Annotated in this window: 25 protein-coding genes and 2 tRNA genes; 26 read left to right on the top strand and 1 reads right to left on the bottom strand. The window is 34.1% G+C overall.

The window, feature by feature from the left end:
* Position 1: 1 nt before the first annotated feature.
* The 19 genes from AB5903_RS08610 (at position 2) to AB5903_RS08520 (ending at position 8,666) form a co-directional block, all read left to right on the top strand.
* Positions 2-226, top strand: coding sequence for a hypothetical protein (locus tag AB5903_RS08610; RefSeq protein WP_060386660.1), 225 nt, complete (start codon positions 2-4; stop codon positions 224-226).
* A 246-nt stretch (positions 227-472) separates the two neighbouring features.
* Positions 473-877 carry a hypothetical protein gene (locus AB5903_RS08605; protein ID WP_368117781.1) on the top strand — a complete coding sequence of 135 codons (405 nt, stop codon included), beginning with the start codon at positions 473-475 and terminating at the stop codon, positions 875-877.
* Positions 877-1,215 (top strand): hypothetical protein, encoded by a 339-nt coding sequence (locus AB5903_RS08600; RefSeq protein ID WP_368117780.1) that lies wholly within the window; start codon positions 877-879, stop codon positions 1,213-1,215. The genes AB5903_RS08605 and AB5903_RS08600 overlap by 1 nt, the downstream gene beginning before the upstream one ends.
* A 2-nt stretch (positions 1,216-1,217) precedes the next feature.
* On the top strand, positions 1,218-1,409 hold the full coding sequence (locus AB5903_RS08595; protein ID WP_342979364.1) for a hypothetical protein: 192 nt from the start codon (positions 1,218-1,220) through the stop codon (positions 1,407-1,409).
* 258 nt (positions 1,410-1,667) lie between these two features.
* Positions 1,668-1,871: a hypothetical protein gene (locus AB5903_RS08590; RefSeq protein ID WP_306541418.1), complete on the top strand. Its 204-nt coding sequence runs from the start codon at positions 1,668-1,670 to the stop codon at positions 1,869-1,871.
* A gap of 146 nt (positions 1,872-2,017) precedes the next feature.
* Complete coding sequence (locus tag AB5903_RS08585) at positions 2,018-2,290, top strand: hypothetical protein (protein WP_368117779.1); 273 nt, start codon at positions 2,018-2,020, stop codon at positions 2,288-2,290.
* Positions 2,287-2,745, top strand: coding sequence for a hypothetical protein (locus AB5903_RS08580; protein ID WP_368117778.1), 459 nt, complete (start codon positions 2,287-2,289; stop codon positions 2,743-2,745). The genes AB5903_RS08585 and AB5903_RS08580 overlap by 4 nt, the downstream gene beginning before the upstream one ends.
* Before the next feature lie 2 nt (positions 2,746-2,747).
* Positions 2,748-3,074 carry a hypothetical protein gene (locus AB5903_RS08575; protein WP_195639720.1) on the top strand — a complete coding sequence of 109 codons (327 nt, stop codon included), beginning with the start codon at positions 2,748-2,750 and terminating at the stop codon, positions 3,072-3,074.
* 210 nt (positions 3,075-3,284) lie between these two features.
* Positions 3,285-3,548, top strand: a complete 264-nt coding sequence (locus AB5903_RS08570) for a hypothetical protein (RefSeq protein ID WP_368117777.1) — start codon at positions 3,285-3,287, stop codon at positions 3,546-3,548.
* The gene (locus tag AB5903_RS08565) at positions 3,526-4,206 is read left to right on the top strand and encodes a hypothetical protein (RefSeq protein ID WP_368117776.1); all 681 of its coding nucleotides are present in this window, start codon (positions 3,526-3,528) and stop codon (positions 4,204-4,206) included. Before AB5903_RS08570 ends, AB5903_RS08565 begins: the two co-directional genes overlap by 23 nt.
* On the top strand, positions 4,187-4,690 hold the full coding sequence (locus AB5903_RS08560; protein ID WP_368117775.1) for an HAD domain-containing protein: 504 nt from the start codon (positions 4,187-4,189) through the stop codon (positions 4,688-4,690). Before AB5903_RS08565 ends, AB5903_RS08560 begins: the two co-directional genes overlap by 20 nt.
* A 35-nt stretch (positions 4,691-4,725) precedes the next feature.
* Entirely contained in the window at positions 4,726-4,965 is a 240-nt protein-coding gene (locus AB5903_RS08555) for a hypothetical protein (RefSeq protein WP_195639717.1), read from the top strand.
* A gap of 62 nt (positions 4,966-5,027) precedes the next feature.
* On the top strand, positions 5,028-5,459 hold the full coding sequence (locus AB5903_RS08550) for a helix-turn-helix domain-containing protein (RefSeq protein WP_368117774.1): 432 nt from the start codon (positions 5,028-5,030) through the stop codon (positions 5,457-5,459).
* Between the two features lie 312 nt (positions 5,460-5,771).
* Complete coding sequence (locus AB5903_RS08545; protein ID WP_368117773.1) at positions 5,772-6,425, top strand: hypothetical protein; 654 nt, start codon at positions 5,772-5,774, stop codon at positions 6,423-6,425.
* Between the two features lie 192 nt (positions 6,426-6,617).
* Positions 6,618-7,166 (top strand): hypothetical protein, encoded by a 549-nt coding sequence (locus AB5903_RS08540; protein ID WP_060386645.1) that lies wholly within the window; start codon positions 6,618-6,620, stop codon positions 7,164-7,166.
* Positions 7,141-7,599: a helix-turn-helix transcriptional regulator gene (locus AB5903_RS08535; protein ID WP_082709346.1), complete on the top strand. Its 459-nt coding sequence runs from the start codon at positions 7,141-7,143 to the stop codon at positions 7,597-7,599. The genes AB5903_RS08540 and AB5903_RS08535 overlap by 26 nt, the downstream gene beginning before the upstream one ends.
* A gap of 14 nt (positions 7,600-7,613) precedes the next feature.
* Positions 7,614-8,036: a hypothetical protein gene (locus tag AB5903_RS08530; RefSeq protein ID WP_060386643.1), complete on the top strand. Its 423-nt coding sequence runs from the start codon at positions 7,614-7,616 to the stop codon at positions 8,034-8,036.
* 43 nt (positions 8,037-8,079) lie between these two features.
* Complete coding sequence (locus AB5903_RS08525; protein WP_060386642.1) at positions 8,080-8,322, top strand: hypothetical protein; 243 nt, start codon at positions 8,080-8,082, stop codon at positions 8,320-8,322.
* 89 nt (positions 8,323-8,411) lie between these two features.
* Positions 8,412-8,666: a hypothetical protein gene (locus tag AB5903_RS08520; RefSeq protein WP_368117772.1), complete on the top strand. Its 255-nt coding sequence runs from the start codon at positions 8,412-8,414 to the stop codon at positions 8,664-8,666.
* Between the two features lie 185 nt (positions 8,667-8,851).
* Here the strand turns inward: AB5903_RS08520 and AB5903_RS08515 are convergent, their stop codons facing one another.
* On the bottom strand, positions 8,852-9,025 hold the full coding sequence (locus AB5903_RS08515; RefSeq protein ID WP_272198690.1) for a hypothetical protein: 174 nt from the start codon (positions 9,023-9,025) through the stop codon (positions 8,852-8,854).
* A gap of 396 nt (positions 9,026-9,421) precedes the next feature.
* Here AB5903_RS08515 and AB5903_RS08510 point away from each other — a divergent pair, with 396 nt between their 5' ends.
* From AB5903_RS08510 to AB5903_RS08480, 7 genes are all read left to right on the top strand, one after another.
* The gene (locus tag AB5903_RS08510) at positions 9,422-9,745 is read left to right on the top strand and encodes a hypothetical protein (RefSeq protein WP_368117771.1); all 324 of its coding nucleotides are present in this window, start codon (positions 9,422-9,424) and stop codon (positions 9,743-9,745) included.
* Between the two features lie 363 nt (positions 9,746-10,108).
* Positions 10,109-10,426: a DNA mismatch repair protein MutS gene (locus tag AB5903_RS08505; protein WP_272198688.1), complete on the top strand. Its 318-nt coding sequence runs from the start codon at positions 10,109-10,111 to the stop codon at positions 10,424-10,426.
* A gap of 221 nt (positions 10,427-10,647) precedes the next feature.
* Entirely contained in the window at positions 10,648-11,184 is a 537-nt protein-coding gene (locus tag AB5903_RS08500) for a hypothetical protein (RefSeq protein WP_272198687.1), read from the top strand.
* A 193-nt stretch (positions 11,185-11,377) separates the two neighbouring features.
* Entirely contained in the window at positions 11,378-11,776 is a 399-nt protein-coding gene (locus AB5903_RS08495) for a ribonuclease H (protein ID WP_368117770.1), read from the top strand.
* Between the two features lie 421 nt (positions 11,777-12,197).
* Complete coding sequence (locus tag AB5903_RS08490; RefSeq protein WP_272198685.1) at positions 12,198-12,989, top strand: hypothetical protein; 792 nt, start codon at positions 12,198-12,200, stop codon at positions 12,987-12,989.
* A 47-nt stretch (positions 12,990-13,036) separates the two neighbouring features.
* A tRNA-Ile gene (locus tag AB5903_RS08485) sits at positions 13,037-13,110 on the top strand.
* Positions 13,111-13,178: 68 nt separating this feature from the next.
* Positions 13,179-13,252, top strand: a tRNA-Val gene (locus AB5903_RS08480).
* Positions 13,253-13,277: the final 25 nt, after the last annotated feature.

Genomic DNA, 13,277 nt, shown 5'->3' with positions numbered 1-13,277 from the left:
CATGGAAAATTTAAAATTTAGTGTTGGAGATAATGTGAAAATTGTATCCAATGATCTGCAACCAGAAATGGTTGGAAAAATTGGTCGAATAAAGAAAGTGTACCCGTCATTTTCTGAAGATTCAGATAACAATATTCACCCTTCTTACTTTTATCGTGTTGAAGTAGGAGGAACTGTCTTAAAAGGAATTGCTACAAACGAAGATCTAAAAAGTGTATCACATTAAGGAATCATGGTGCAAGATGTGTGTTTCGGAAAGCAATCGGGAACGGATTAAAGAGAAAGGAGATTGAATATGAAGATATATGGAATAATTAGAACAGTCTGGAACGGAAATAGTTATTCTTCCAATCCAGACGAAGATATATTTCTTTATTTGAGTAAGGAAGAACGGGATAAGAACATGCCCAAATGCGTTAGTAATGCTGATATTGAATACAACACTTTTGAAACAGAAACGGAGGACTAAACTATGAAATCAAAACAAGTATTATCAGTCAAACAGATGAAACATTTGCAGGAGCTTGGGCTGGATACAAGCGATGGAAGCATGTGTTGGTGTTACGCTCTGTCTTATAAAAATGCAAAATGGGAACTTGAAATATATGAAGATGTAATTAATCAAAAACGAGATAGTGCATTTTGGGAAATAATTCCCACTTACACTTTGCAGGACATTCTCGATAAGCTGCCTTGTTTTATTGGCACACATGTACTAACCTTACAGAAGCTTGCAAATAGCGGAACATGTTTATATATGGAGCCTTATTCGCGTTCTATATTAAACCTGACAGAGAGTAAGGAACTTATTAATTCAGCCTATGAGATGCTGTGCTGGTGTATTAAAAACGGATATGTTGAAAAGGAGGGTAAATAATGAAAGCGAGAATAAAAGAGACTGGAGAAATTATCAATATTTCTGATTACGCACGTGTCACACTTGATAAGTGTGATAGTTACGGGAGTCCTATTGAATTAAGTTTTGATGAGGTTGAAATACTTCAAGAAAGGTCTGATAATATTGATTGGGAACAGAGGCGTTACGAACTGGCGAAAGCTGCCATGCAAGGAATACTAAGCGATGAAGAAGAAGTTGGTTATGCCTGTTCCGAAGCAACATATAAAGAAAACGAGATACATACAGTACCTAAAGCTGTTGCTCAATTTGCTATTGCTTGCGCCGATGTGCTAATTAATGAATTGAAAGGGAAATAACCATGGATATAGAAGAAGCAAAAAACAAGAAAGCGAAAGCCGAAATGGAGATAGCTCATATTCTGGAAAAACTTGAAACCGAAACGGGTTTAAAAGTCAGCAACATGTTTTATATATGCAGAGAAAAGGATAAATCTGCGTTAGCTGTTTCCCCCATAGAGCATATAAAAACCAATATAATCTTAACGTTGTAATCATGGAAATTTCCGATAGGTTATCAGTTGATATAAGCCTTAAAAAGAAGGAGGGATAAATATGCAGAATGAAATTTCGTGGAACGAAAATACTTATTATAAGATTTACAATCCATATAGTGATATTTCTCCTTTAGAACCGTGTGATGCACCCAAAATGAAAAAATATCGCCCAAAATATGATAGGTGTACAAATAAGCAGATTGCGAAACGCAGGAAGAAGAATAAAAACCGTAAAACGCATAGGAGAAAATAATCATGGAAATAAAGAACGGAATAATAATAGACGGAGTGCTACATGAATTGAAGGAAGCGAAACATGATTATTGTTTAAAATGTTCGTTACGGAATAAATGCGATAATAGCGATTATCTTATTTGTGATATGTTTGGCGCGGGTCATGATGATTATTTTATCAATTGTGGCAAAGTAACAGATATTAAGATAGATAAGGAGGAATAACTATGGGATTTACAACACCGTGTTTCATACGTAAAAATACTGCTAATATTAGAAATAGATTAGAAGAATTTGGTTACTATTGTAATCCATATGTAGGTTGGCGTAATTTATACTACAATTTATGCACTTGTATATTTGGAGCTAATATGGTTTATTCATTGGACGATGATGATACAGATGATCTTGAAAAAATAGATAGTCTTATTGATTGTGGAATGAATGAGGAACTTTTCTTGGCTATAGCCGCATTGAGGGACGATACAGATAAATACCAATGGTTTACGGATGGGAATAAATGGATTCTGTGTCCTGAAATCAAGTTCTCTACTTATTGGGTTAATGATATTGACGTGAATTTGGACGCCATTCACAAGGCTACCGTAAACGAACTGATTGAACACTTTAAAGAAAAAGAATGAAAGCACATGTGATGAAACTTGAAAACAATTGTGTGATTGTTGACGAGGAATATTTTAATGAGATAAAGAAGGAGTCAGAATTTAACCAGGAAAAGATAAATGAGATTGCCGAAGAAAGGTTTTTGAAATATGTCAAAGAAAGCGGCATCAAACTTTCCTATAAAGTAAACGATATACCTTATCTTTTTCACCACGACTTGTTGTATGAAATAAATTATGATGAGAGAGGTTATCCTGAATCTGTGTTAGAGAAGGTGAAGTATGTTATTGCAGACGATATAACAGAGGCTTTGAACGACAAGTTTAAAGGACTGAAAGACGAGGCTTTGAATTACGCAATAAGCGAGTTTGACAAGCAGAAACACGGTTTGGAGGCTACTGCAAAAATATGGAAATGTATTGCATTAATCTTTTTCATTATGACTATTGTTTCAACAACCGCATTATTTTTATAGTTATGACCGAAGAACTTGTAACATTAGAGACTGCGAAGCTGCTGAAAGAGAAAGGTTTCCAGCAAAGAAAATATTTTATAAATGTTTCTACTTTGCATCATTGTTATAAATACTTATCTGTTCCACCTCAATCTATCGCCCAAAAGTGGCTGCGTGAAAATCATTCTATTCATATAGCTGTTGATTTTAATCAATATGGACGATGGTATTATCGACTTTACGATATAGAGGATTATGATTTTCTTTCTGAAACAGAAGTTGATAAAATTTATAAATCTTACGAGGAAGCACTGGAAGCCGGGATAGAAGAAGCATTAAAACATATATGATTATGAGAAGATTTATATATATACTGGTTCCTATCATTATATCATATCTAATTTGCGTATATGAGTATAATACATGGAATTTCATTGCCGGGATAGAGCCTTCACAAGCTTGCGAAAGATTAGCCAAATACGCTTTTTATTTCGTGATATGGTATTGGGTTGCGAAAGCTGTTGATTTGTTTAATGATTAACGAATAAGAGTATATAATTATGAAAGCAAACCTAATATTTTCTCTTGCGATACTCATCATATCAGCATTATTCATCGGTCACTTCCGACTGACATTCTCACCGTTCAGTGTATCCTTTCTCTATTGGCATAGGACTGTAGGAGTTATTCTTATCGTTGCAGGATGCTTGGTTTACAACATAGGTGAGCATATATCAGGCTACAAGAAAGGATTGAATGAAGGCATGGAGATTGTTTTGAAAGAGTTAAAAGAAAGATACAATGAAGAAGATAATGTTCAATGATAAATACAGTCTAACCCAGGCTGTATTGGATGGTCGGAAGACGCAGACAAGAAGAATCATTAAGTGTCCGAAAGCATATCAAGAAAATCCTGCTGGATGTTTTAGGATTACTGAATCAGATGATGTTAGCCCCCTTTTTGAGATTCTTGTATATGATAAGGACTGTAATGACTTTGTTCCAATGTTTATTCAGCCGAAGTACAAGGTTAGTGGAGTTTTTGCCATTGCACAATGTTATGAAAGTTTAGGGATGAATCCCGAAATTGCACTTAATGATAGGGACGGAATAGGATTTTATACTAAAACTAAATTCGCACCCGGTTGGAAAAATAAAATGTTTGTCCGTGCTGACCTCATGCCCCATCATATCCGCATTACCGACATCAAGATAGAACGGTTGCAAGACATCTCCGATAAAGATTGCTTGAAAGAAGGAATTTATAAAGGACAATGCGGAAGTGCAGATACACATTTTATGGATGCTTATTATTATAAAGGAGATATTCAACCTTATTGCACTCCTCGTGAAGCCTTTGCCGCCCTCATAGATAAAGTCTCCGGCAAAGGAACATGGGAATCTAATCCCTATGTATTTGTTTACGAATTTGAATTAGTTGATTACATAAAAAACATTGAACATGAAAATCATATTTCTTGATATAGATGGAGTGATTTCCACGGAAAAGTCACATTATGCACTTGATAAGGATGCGTGTGATTTACTTGGTAAGATTATAGATGCTACGGATGCCAAAATTGTTATTTCTTCGTCTTGGAGAAGAAACACGGTAGAAGATACAAAAGAAGAATTAACAACCATAAGACATTCAGTCCCGTTTCCATTTCCATACGCTGATAGAATTGTAGGAGTAACTATAAGAGCGTATGCCTATATTATGCAAGGTATTCATCTTAGCATTCCTCGTGGAGTTGAGATAAAACAATGGATCGACACCCATATCCACTCTGAAAATGGAAAAAATTGGAACTATAAAGAGATTGGGGTTGATTTTAACTACGTGATACTGGATGATGATAGCGATATGCTTCTTGAACAAGCTGAACACTTTGTAAAGACTGATACCCTATTGGGTTTGTCGGAAGATGATGTTGAGCAAGCTATTAAAATATTGAACCAATGAGAAAGGTAGTTATTTCATAATAATGTATATAATCAATGAACAAAGAAAGAAAAGGTAGATTCAACGATGTCATAAATTTACTGGAAGATGCCAAAGGGGAGCTGGAGGACATCTTAAACGAGGAACAGGATGCCTATGACTCCTTATCGGATGGGCTTCAAATGTCTTCCAGAGGAGAAAAAATGCAGGAGTATATTGACTTGACCGATGACTGCATAGGGAAGATAAATGTGGTGATTGATTTTGTGGAAAGGGAAATTGTGAAGAAAAAATGATAAGTATTTGTGTACTTCAAATATAACACCTATTTTTGCCGTAATATCAAAAAATAAAAATCATGGATCGAAAAGAATTTTGTGCATTAATGGCAAAGGCTAAGCAAGAATCTGGCATAAGGATTTCTGATATTTCGTTTAATATGAAAATGTTATTACCTTCATTGAGGCGTTTTGAAAAAGGTGAGCATAATTTCAATTTAAAAAAAGTAATGGAATATTTGCAAGCAATCAATTCACATATTCAGATAGATAAAGTTACCATAGCTAATTATGAAAGCTTATTATTATGGTTGGTCGATGTCAGAAAAGCACATTCTTTATCTCAACGCGCTTTAGCAAAAAAAATTGAATGTGCCCCCCTTACAATTGCTAATGTCGAAAGAAAAGCTACAATTATAAGTATAGATACTTTACTTAAAATTGTGGATGTTTTAGGTTATGATATTAAAATAGAAAATAATGAGCATTCTGGCATTTCATTAAAACTTTAAAAAAGGAGAACTGATGGTTACGTTTATTTGTATTATCATATGGATGGTGGCAGAACTTTGTATTGCTATTATGTGTGGGTTTTCTTTAGAAAAAGAAAAAGACCAACATGTTTCATGGAAAAGATATTGTATTTGTATATTGTTATCCTGTCTACTTACTTATTTTCTTTTATATATGCACAACGAACACTATGAATTATTATCTGATTTTTTCTTGGCTGTAGGGCTAATTTGTGTTATTATTTACGCCATTTCTATGGCCTTTGCTAAGCGATAAAATACCAGACCTATCAATACCTGAAAAAAGAAGACATGTATCCACACGATAATATTTTCAATATTTATTACAATATAGGAAAACGAACTCCATTTTTAGTTAAACGATGTGAGGTGGGGCTGGTACGCTCCGCCAGCGAAGAAAGACGTATTGACCCAAACAAAGATCGGACTTTCTTAGTTGAAATAGTAAAGCCACACGGCAAATATGGTAAGGCTTATGGTAAATGTTTTGTGAACGGTAAGCCTGATGACACATATAGGCAAGAATGTTATCCAAATATCAAAGATGAAGAAATACCTTGTGCTGGGTGTGGGGAATGGGTTCTGATTGATGTTCCAGGTGTATCGCTTGATGAAATATTCCCTATTCACAAAGCGAGTGATATACTTATGTTTGGTAAATATAAGGGTAAATCTTTTGGTGACATCTACAAAGTAGATTGCCAATATCTTCATTGGTTAGAAGCAACGGACAGGCTTTTTAAAATTGACTTTGAAGAGCTTAAACAATTATATCCAGGTGTTGAAAAACAAGAAGATATACCTATTGCAGACAAAATAATTGATTTTGGAAAATATAAAGGGAAAAAATTTCGTGATATTAAAGATGACATTTCTTATCTTGAATGGCTTGTCTCAATCAACAGAATATCTGCTGAAGACTTCAAGTTGCTGACTAAGGTATAACGGATAAATATATTTCGTTTTAATACCATAGAACAAAATAAAAAAACGTTCGTTTATTTGAATTCTTTTGGGGTATCACATTTGTGTTAAATATTAACCCATAGGTTTATTTATTATCTAATATATTTGGATAATACGATTGCCAACACTATTTTTGTAAAAAGTATCGTTTAATTCAAGCATAGAAATATCGTGGAAATAGAAAAAATATACCCTCCATATATTTATAGTATTAAATATGATGACGAAGATGTCAATGAATTTGAACGGCTGTTTGAAAATTGGAGAGATTTGGATGTAGTCGTAGATTTCTTTGAAAAAAATAAAGAACATCTGAAATCAAAAGTTTGGTCTGCCGTTTGCGAACCAGAAGCCGCTGCTTATCAGGTATCCGAAGAAGCAGATGATTTGGAAATCTTGTTTCGCAAGTTATATTTCAACGCAAAAGAAAAAAACAAACCGGATTTTGATTCTCACTTTAAATTTTTGGATGGGAAATATAAATTTGAATTTGAATATGCACCAATGAAGTCTTACGGTACCGAATCCCCCTCTTTCATCCGGCTATATGCTATAAAAATGGGAGCAAACAGATATATTATTGTAGGAGGGGGTATTAAACTGTGTAAAACGATACAAGAATCGCCGTATCTAAAAGACCATATTATCCAAAATATAGACAAGGTTAGGGCATGGTTAAAGTGTTACGGCATATATGAAGAAAATGAATTTACTAATTAAAAGAATAACTATGGCATTTAATTTTGAAAAACTGAATGAGTTGGCAAAGGACCGTTCACAAGAAGTCATAAGGAAATCCGAGGAACTGGAGAAAAACAGGGATTGGTTACGGATGTCTCGAATGATAGCGCTTGCAATCCGATACCATCTACGCAAAGAGGGGATTACACAAAGAGCATTTGCTGATATGCTTGATGTGTCTCCCGCTTATATCGGAAAATTACTGAAGGGCAATGAGAACCTTACACTTGAAACGATTTGCCGTGTGCAATCAGCTATAGGTGAAAACCTAATTTCTATTCATCGCCCGTATGAGTGTAAAGTCTCTATTTTATCTTATGATATAAACAGCTTTAGTTTTGGTGGAGAAAAAGATAAATATGAGTCTGTCACTACGGTTACAGAATATTCCTCCATTAAAAATGCCGCATAAAACATTTGAATATTATGAAAGATGTGATGTACAGATACGCTAAAATGGAATTGGAACAGTTTGCCATGTTTGAAGAAAACATGAAGGATGAACATGGTGAAATTCAAGTACAAACAGAGGCGCAGTTTAAGTATGATAAACCCCAACATGTGCTTTGTAGTAAAATTACAGTGACATTTTCCAATGTGGAGTCTCCACTGATGAGGGCTGTCATTGACAGTTATTTCTTGATACACCCAGATTCTATAAGTGGAATTACTGACAGCGAAGGGCATATAATATTCCCGACTAATATTTTAGTACAATTTGCTTCTTTGAATTATGGCTCACTTAGAGGGATAATACATTTAAAAACATTAGGCACAAAGTTGTCTGGTTATATCTTACCACCTATATTTTTTAATGATATTATTACAAAAGACTATATAGCTGAATAATCATTGATAAAGCAAAGGTGATAATTTCAAATAATAAATCATTATGGCGGAAGAAAGTAAATACGCATATGACGAGGAATCCGTCAAAGCAATCGTGTACTGGGCGGAAACAGCACAGTTACCGAAAGAAGTAATATTATCAGAATCCGAACATATCTACGACACATCTCTATATGTCCGGGCGAACATAAACGACATTAAACAGCATTATCCAGATGCGTTTTATAACCCAGCTATTGACCGGCTGTATCGGTTAAAGGAATTTGTAGAAGGGGCGGCTGAATAGCCGCTCTTTTTTATGTCTAAATATATTTTTCAATAAAAGCATAACCCTCCCCTCTTCCATTTTCCTATTCTATAGAAAACGATAGGAAAATGGAATACCAAAGTGTAGCAATAATAAAAGATGAAAATGATTCATCTCAAATGTTTATTCTCAATATCGAAAAATTAGCAGAAACGATTGTCATTAAAGGAAATGGAACAGAAGACTGCAAAATTAAAGATTTTCTTAAATCAACAATAAAAGAAACTCTTGGCGATATTCTTATAGATTTGTTCCATACAGACAACTCCAAACCAGTAATTGTCAACATTAATACTTTGGTATCTGGAATTGTATCTATTTAATGGTTAGACGATTTTAAGAAGTTCCTTCCGTAGTTAGTGAACGTTATTTATTATAGACTAAAATTTTATTATATGAAAGCTATTATTGAAGCAAAAAAATATAGGGACAGCAATCCTTCGTATATTGTTGTAGAGATACGCTTCTTTTGTGTTCCTATATTTTATTATAAAAAGCAATGGACCTGTTAATCTATTTTCACGAAAGCATTTATATTTCCTGTTATTGTTAGATATGCTCCTTGGGTATTACTCCAGTACACTGCGGTTAAATACTCGTTGTCCTTTTTGTCTATAACAACCATCTTGATTGGATCAATTGTATTGACAATTTGTACGATGTCTCCAATTTCTATATTCATAATGATAAATGTTTATTAATTGAGAAAGTAAAGGTACTGCTATTTATTGACAATTGAATATAATTGTGTATAATTATTTTTCAAAAAATTACTTGGTTTTCTCAACTACCCCTACCCTATCCCAACTATTACTTAAAAAGGCCGAAGATATGTTCTCCGGTAATGCAGATAAAATTCGTCAATTTACAAAGTCTTTTTGACTTCTTTTTGATTAGTTCTGTAAACCTTGCGATGGCAACTGAAATAATATCATAAATCAAAATAGCATAATTGATCCATGATATTTCAAATGCGTCGACAAGGTTTGCTACTAAAAGGGAACCTGCATGACTAATCTTACCATGTTAGTTGAAAATTACATAAATTGCTGAAAATCGCGTATAATTATTTATAAATATGCCAAAAAACAAATTATCCATTACACCTCCAGACAAGAAGAAGACTTTGGAGGCATTTTTTCGTTATTATGAATTAAGTAGTTTATTATTCGATCAAAAACAAAGCGAAATATATAATGTCACAGATATTCCAAAAACAAATAAGTTTTATAAACCGGCCAAAGACATAGCCAAACAATTGCAAATTAACTGGAAGACTATGACACATGAGGAGAGTAACCGTATCATGTTGGCTTTATTGGAAGATTCCTTTAATCTTATACGTGAAATAGAAAATTCTAAAGCTATAACACTTCAAACTAAAATAATAATAGAAAAATGAGTACTGTACAGATTTACGACTTGTATGCTCAAAAGATTGCCGATATAACTAATGTCCCCTACCCTTACATTGTTATATTGAGAGACAAGAATTTATTGAATTTAAAGGAAGCAAGAGACAAACTAATCCGGCACGATTATTGGAAATTGGTAAAAACAAACAAGTTTACACATAATCAGATCCTTGAAAATCTTGCCGGCATATATGATGTAAACAAACGTCAAATTTTATATGCAATTAAATTTAAACCCAAGCGTACATATTATTGTCAGCAATGTGGCTCCCAATTATCTAAAATAAAATTTATCCGGAATAACGGTATATGTGACAGGTGCATTTCTAATCAAATTAAATTATAATTTTATGGACAATCTGTACATTGAAGCGTATAAATTCTATAAAGAAGAATGCGCAAATAGTTTGGTATTATTTCATAACCAATCTTGTTTTGAAGCTTATGAAGAGGATGCTATTCGATTAAGCAATCCCCTTAACCTTCCTGTAAGCTATAGAGCGGGCATAAAATATTGCGCTTTTCCAGAGGATGCTCTTGAAAACTCTCTGCCGCTTCTTGTACACATTGGTATTCCAGTTAAAATTGTAGAATACCGTAATGAAAAAGGAGAATTTTCAATCCCAAAAGTGAAACGTATTTTAGAAGATGAAATCATGGATTATTGAGATTTTCGATATACTAATAAAGATTTTTCCAATTCTCTGAAATATAGTTATTTATATTGATTAAATTATTTAGTTTTCGTTTAATTTAAATATCTGTATTACAATATTTTAAATATAAAATACATTCTAAATTGATTATATTTTCAAAAACAAAATATTACCTTTGCCTCGTCGTCTTATAGTTGGCGAGGCTTTTATATGCAAACTAATATCATAGCAATATGGACAGAATAAAAACAAAGTTGAAATTTACTAAATCAACCGTTTCTGGGTCTTGGGTGGGATTTATCTCTATCAATACTAAGACCGGTAAAATAAAAGGTGTGAGAGAAGATTCCGAAGAACCCAAATGTGTATGTATTGCATCACGTGAACTGGAGGCAGTAATCGAACCAGATGTATTATATGATGTGCAAATGATTCCAATGACAAATAATAGACGCGGATTCATTGTTGTTGCAGCAGAGCCACATGCTTTTGAAGCCAAGATAACTTCTACGGTTGTTAAAAACGCCATATATAAAGTAGAAGTAAAATTTGGGAACAAAACCATAATATATGACCCTATGGACGGTGAAAGGTTTTCTATTCGTACCATTAGCGGTGTTATAAAGCAACTGGCAAAGCGGAAAGACATTAAAAACCTTTTGCTGGTTATTGAAGATTTTCGTAAAGCAGCCAATATTGTGTTAACTGTGTTTCAAAATGACGGTCACTATGTCCCCACAAATAAAGCTTATAAAACAACAAAAGCCTAAATTACCACGAAAGCGGAAAAAAGCATGTATAAAGGCACAAGGACGTAAATCGTATTACAGTACAGTTAATCTTGCTAAAGTGGATGGCGAATACCCTTGCAAATTTTGGATTAATTCGACAGTGGAGATGAGACCAACAATGATAAATGGTACTGTAGCTCTTATTCCCACTCCGTCTCAATATTGGTAGGATATGATAAGAATCCCAATAGAAGGAATAGCTACAGATGCAGCTCATTCTGTAAAAAATAAGACAACAGAGTATCAAGGAATAGATTTGCGAACCGGACAACGGATCTTTTATCAGAACCTGGGAAACAAAACGGTGAATATTGGAGAGTTCTTAGGCGTTGTTGAAGCGGCGAAATACATTATTGAAAACGATTATTCCCCCAAAATTATCTATACAGATAGTATAACAGCAATAACTTGGTTCCAAAACAAGAAAACGGCATCCAAGAAGAAATGTAAAGAACTTCAGAAAGCCGAGATATTTCTTAAAATTCTTGCATGGGATGTTGATACAATTGAGGTCCGGCACTGGAATAACAAAGAATGGGGAGAAACCCCAGCTGATTTTGGGAATAAATAAAACTGTGTTGCCAATCATAAGCAGCTAACAATTAAATTATTATACAATGAAAGAACAGCTTATAGACGAAAGAGCAAGTATTATTGCCAATTTAAGACAATTGGTTGAGTCCTTGGTAGAATTAAATGCGGAGAACCAAAGCACACGTGTCTTCCAATAAGACAGACATTAAGAAATTGAAAAAAGATAGTGCAGGTTCAACTCCTGTTTGCGGCACAATGACATAAGTCAATAAGAGTTCTTTGAAATATATCAAATTAATATACGATGAAAAAGTATGTAGAACAATTCTTTTTTATGATAGCTATCTTATTCGTTGGCAATAGGGTATTCAACCATATTAACGCTTGGTTGGGAATTGCTATATGTTTTGGGGTTTGCTATCCAGTTATTAACATCATTAAATTAATTATCAAAAAACATGAAGACAAAGATTAAGTGTATGTTGGTTGCTTTTATGGCAGCTGTAATTTTTTCATCCTGTGAACGTGTCGCTCCTAACTATGCCGGAGTTCTAATGGAGAACTATGGTAAAGATGGTAAGGAGGATTTTAAGATTGTGTCTGGGAAGGTATCTACATGGGAATGGGGAACCGAATTGTTTCAGGTGCCGTTGTTTGAACAACGTGGCGGATTTCAGAAATCAGTAACGTTAAAAGCGGCCGATAACACAGAGTTCAACGCTACCCCTCTATATTCATATAGAGTTATTAAAGACAAAGCGATTGATGTTGTATTTGATAATAAGCATATCGGAAACGGGGATGGATTTATGAGATCTTTAGAGGATAACATTCTTGAACCGCGCATTTATGACCTTATTAAAGAAGAAAGCCGAAAATATAAAACCGATACGCTTATGGCTGATGGCGGCTCTTTAGCTTTTGAAAAGAAACTGGAGGATATTGTTAGAACAGAATTTAGAGACCGTGGCTTGGATTTAAAATCATTTTCAGCTCAATTAGAATTTAGCGATCGAGTAAGAGAAAAAATTGATAATAGAAACGAGGTTAATACTAATATCTCTGTCATAGATCAAAAAATCGAAGAGCAGAAAAAGCAAAACGAATTGGAAAGGTTAAAGACAGAGCAGGCTCTTATTGCCTCAAAGGGGTTGACAAAGGAAATTCTATACAAACAGTTTATTGATAAATGGGATGGGAAAACACCTTTATACGGGGTGACTCCAGAATTTCTTAAAATAACCAATTAACAATATCCGCTTCCTTAAATAACAAATACCAAGGAAGCGGATTTAAAGGACCGGTAGCTCAGTTGGTCAGAGCAGCAAACTCATAATTTGAAGGTCAAGAGTTCAATTCTCTTCCGGTCCACACCACATAGGTTATTTAGTAGTAGTAGTATTCTTCCCCCAATTCGTTGTGAAATGCGTTGGGGTGTTGTTCTGGTAATTCAGCAGGTTAGAATGCGACACTGACACTGTCGAAGTCGGTGGTTCAAGTCCATCCCAGAACACACGGTTTACAACGTTCTTTGACAT

It is taken from the genome of Bacteroides sp. 2201st1_D9_2201SCRN_220225, assembly GCF_040928965.1.
Taxonomy (GTDB): domain Bacteria; phylum Bacteroidota; class Bacteroidia; order Bacteroidales; family Bacteroidaceae; genus Bacteroides; species Bacteroides stercoris.
The sequence above is the reverse complement of the archived record's forward strand: the minus strand, read 5'-3'. Positions and strand labels throughout refer to the sequence as shown.

Bases quoted from the DNA above. Each gene is read 5' to 3' on its own strand.
- AB5903_RS08605 (WP_368117781.1), top strand. From the start codon at position 473: ATGAAATCAAAACAAGTATTATCAGTCAAACAGATGAAACATTTGCAG.
- AB5903_RS08600 (WP_368117780.1), top strand. From the start codon at position 877: ATGAAAGCGAGAATAAAAGAGACTGGAGAAATTATCAATATTTCTGAT.
- AB5903_RS08575 (WP_195639720.1), top strand. From the start codon at position 2,748: ATGACCGAAGAACTTGTAACATTAGAGACTGCGAAGCTGCTGAAAGAG.
- AB5903_RS08570 (WP_368117777.1), top strand. From the start codon at position 3,285: ATGAAAGCAAACCTAATATTTTCTCTTGCGATACTCATCATATCAGCA.
- AB5903_RS08550 (WP_368117774.1), top strand. From the start codon at position 5,028: ATGGATCGAAAAGAATTTTGTGCATTAATGGCAAAGGCTAAGCAAGAA.
- AB5903_RS08515 (WP_272198690.1), bottom strand. From the start codon at position 9,025: ATGAATATAGAAATTGGAGACATCGTACAAATTGTCAATACAATTGAT.
- AB5903_RS08500 (WP_272198687.1), top strand. From the start codon at position 10,648: ATGGACAGAATAAAAACAAAGTTGAAATTTACTAAATCAACCGTTTCT.
- AB5903_RS08545 (WP_368117773.1), top strand. From the start codon at position 5,772: ATGTATCCACACGATAATATTTTCAATATTTATTACAATATAGGAAAA.
- AB5903_RS08530 (WP_060386643.1), top strand. From the start codon at position 7,614: ATGAAAGATGTGATGTACAGATACGCTAAAATGGAATTGGAACAGTTT.
- AB5903_RS08505 (WP_272198688.1), top strand. From the start codon at position 10,109: ATGGACAATCTGTACATTGAAGCGTATAAATTCTATAAAGAAGAATGC.
- AB5903_RS08565 (WP_368117776.1), top strand. From the start codon at position 3,526: ATGAAGAAGATAATGTTCAATGATAAATACAGTCTAACCCAGGCTGTA.
- AB5903_RS08525 (WP_060386642.1), top strand. From the start codon at position 8,080: ATGGCGGAAGAAAGTAAATACGCATATGACGAGGAATCCGTCAAAGCA.
- AB5903_RS08590 (WP_306541418.1), top strand. From the start codon at position 1,668: ATGGAAATAAAGAACGGAATAATAATAGACGGAGTGCTACATGAATTG.
- AB5903_RS08510 (WP_368117771.1), top strand. From the start codon at position 9,422: ATGCCAAAAAACAAATTATCCATTACACCTCCAGACAAGAAGAAGACT.
- AB5903_RS08520 (WP_368117772.1), top strand. From the start codon at position 8,412: ATGGAATACCAAAGTGTAGCAATAATAAAAGATGAAAATGATTCATCT.
- AB5903_RS08555 (WP_195639717.1), top strand. From the start codon at position 4,726: ATGAACAAAGAAAGAAAAGGTAGATTCAACGATGTCATAAATTTACTG.
- AB5903_RS08585 (WP_368117779.1), top strand. From the start codon at position 2,018: ATGGTTTATTCATTGGACGATGATGATACAGATGATCTTGAAAAAATA.
- AB5903_RS08560 (WP_368117775.1), top strand. From the start codon at position 4,187: ATGAAAATCATATTTCTTGATATAGATGGAGTGATTTCCACGGAAAAG.
- AB5903_RS08495 (WP_368117770.1), top strand. From the start codon at position 11,378: ATGATAAGAATCCCAATAGAAGGAATAGCTACAGATGCAGCTCATTCT.
- AB5903_RS08580 (WP_368117778.1), top strand. From the start codon at position 2,287: ATGAAAGCACATGTGATGAAACTTGAAAACAATTGTGTGATTGTTGAC.
- AB5903_RS08535 (WP_082709346.1), top strand. From the start codon at position 7,141: ATGAAGAAAATGAATTTACTAATTAAAAGAATAACTATGGCATTTAAT.
- AB5903_RS08490 (WP_272198685.1), top strand. From the start codon at position 12,198: ATGAAGACAAAGATTAAGTGTATGTTGGTTGCTTTTATGGCAGCTGTA.
- AB5903_RS08595 (WP_342979364.1), top strand. From the start codon at position 1,218: ATGGATATAGAAGAAGCAAAAAACAAGAAAGCGAAAGCCGAAATGGAG.
- AB5903_RS08610 (WP_060386660.1), top strand. From the start codon at position 2: ATGGAAAATTTAAAATTTAGTGTTGGAGATAATGTGAAAATTGTATCC.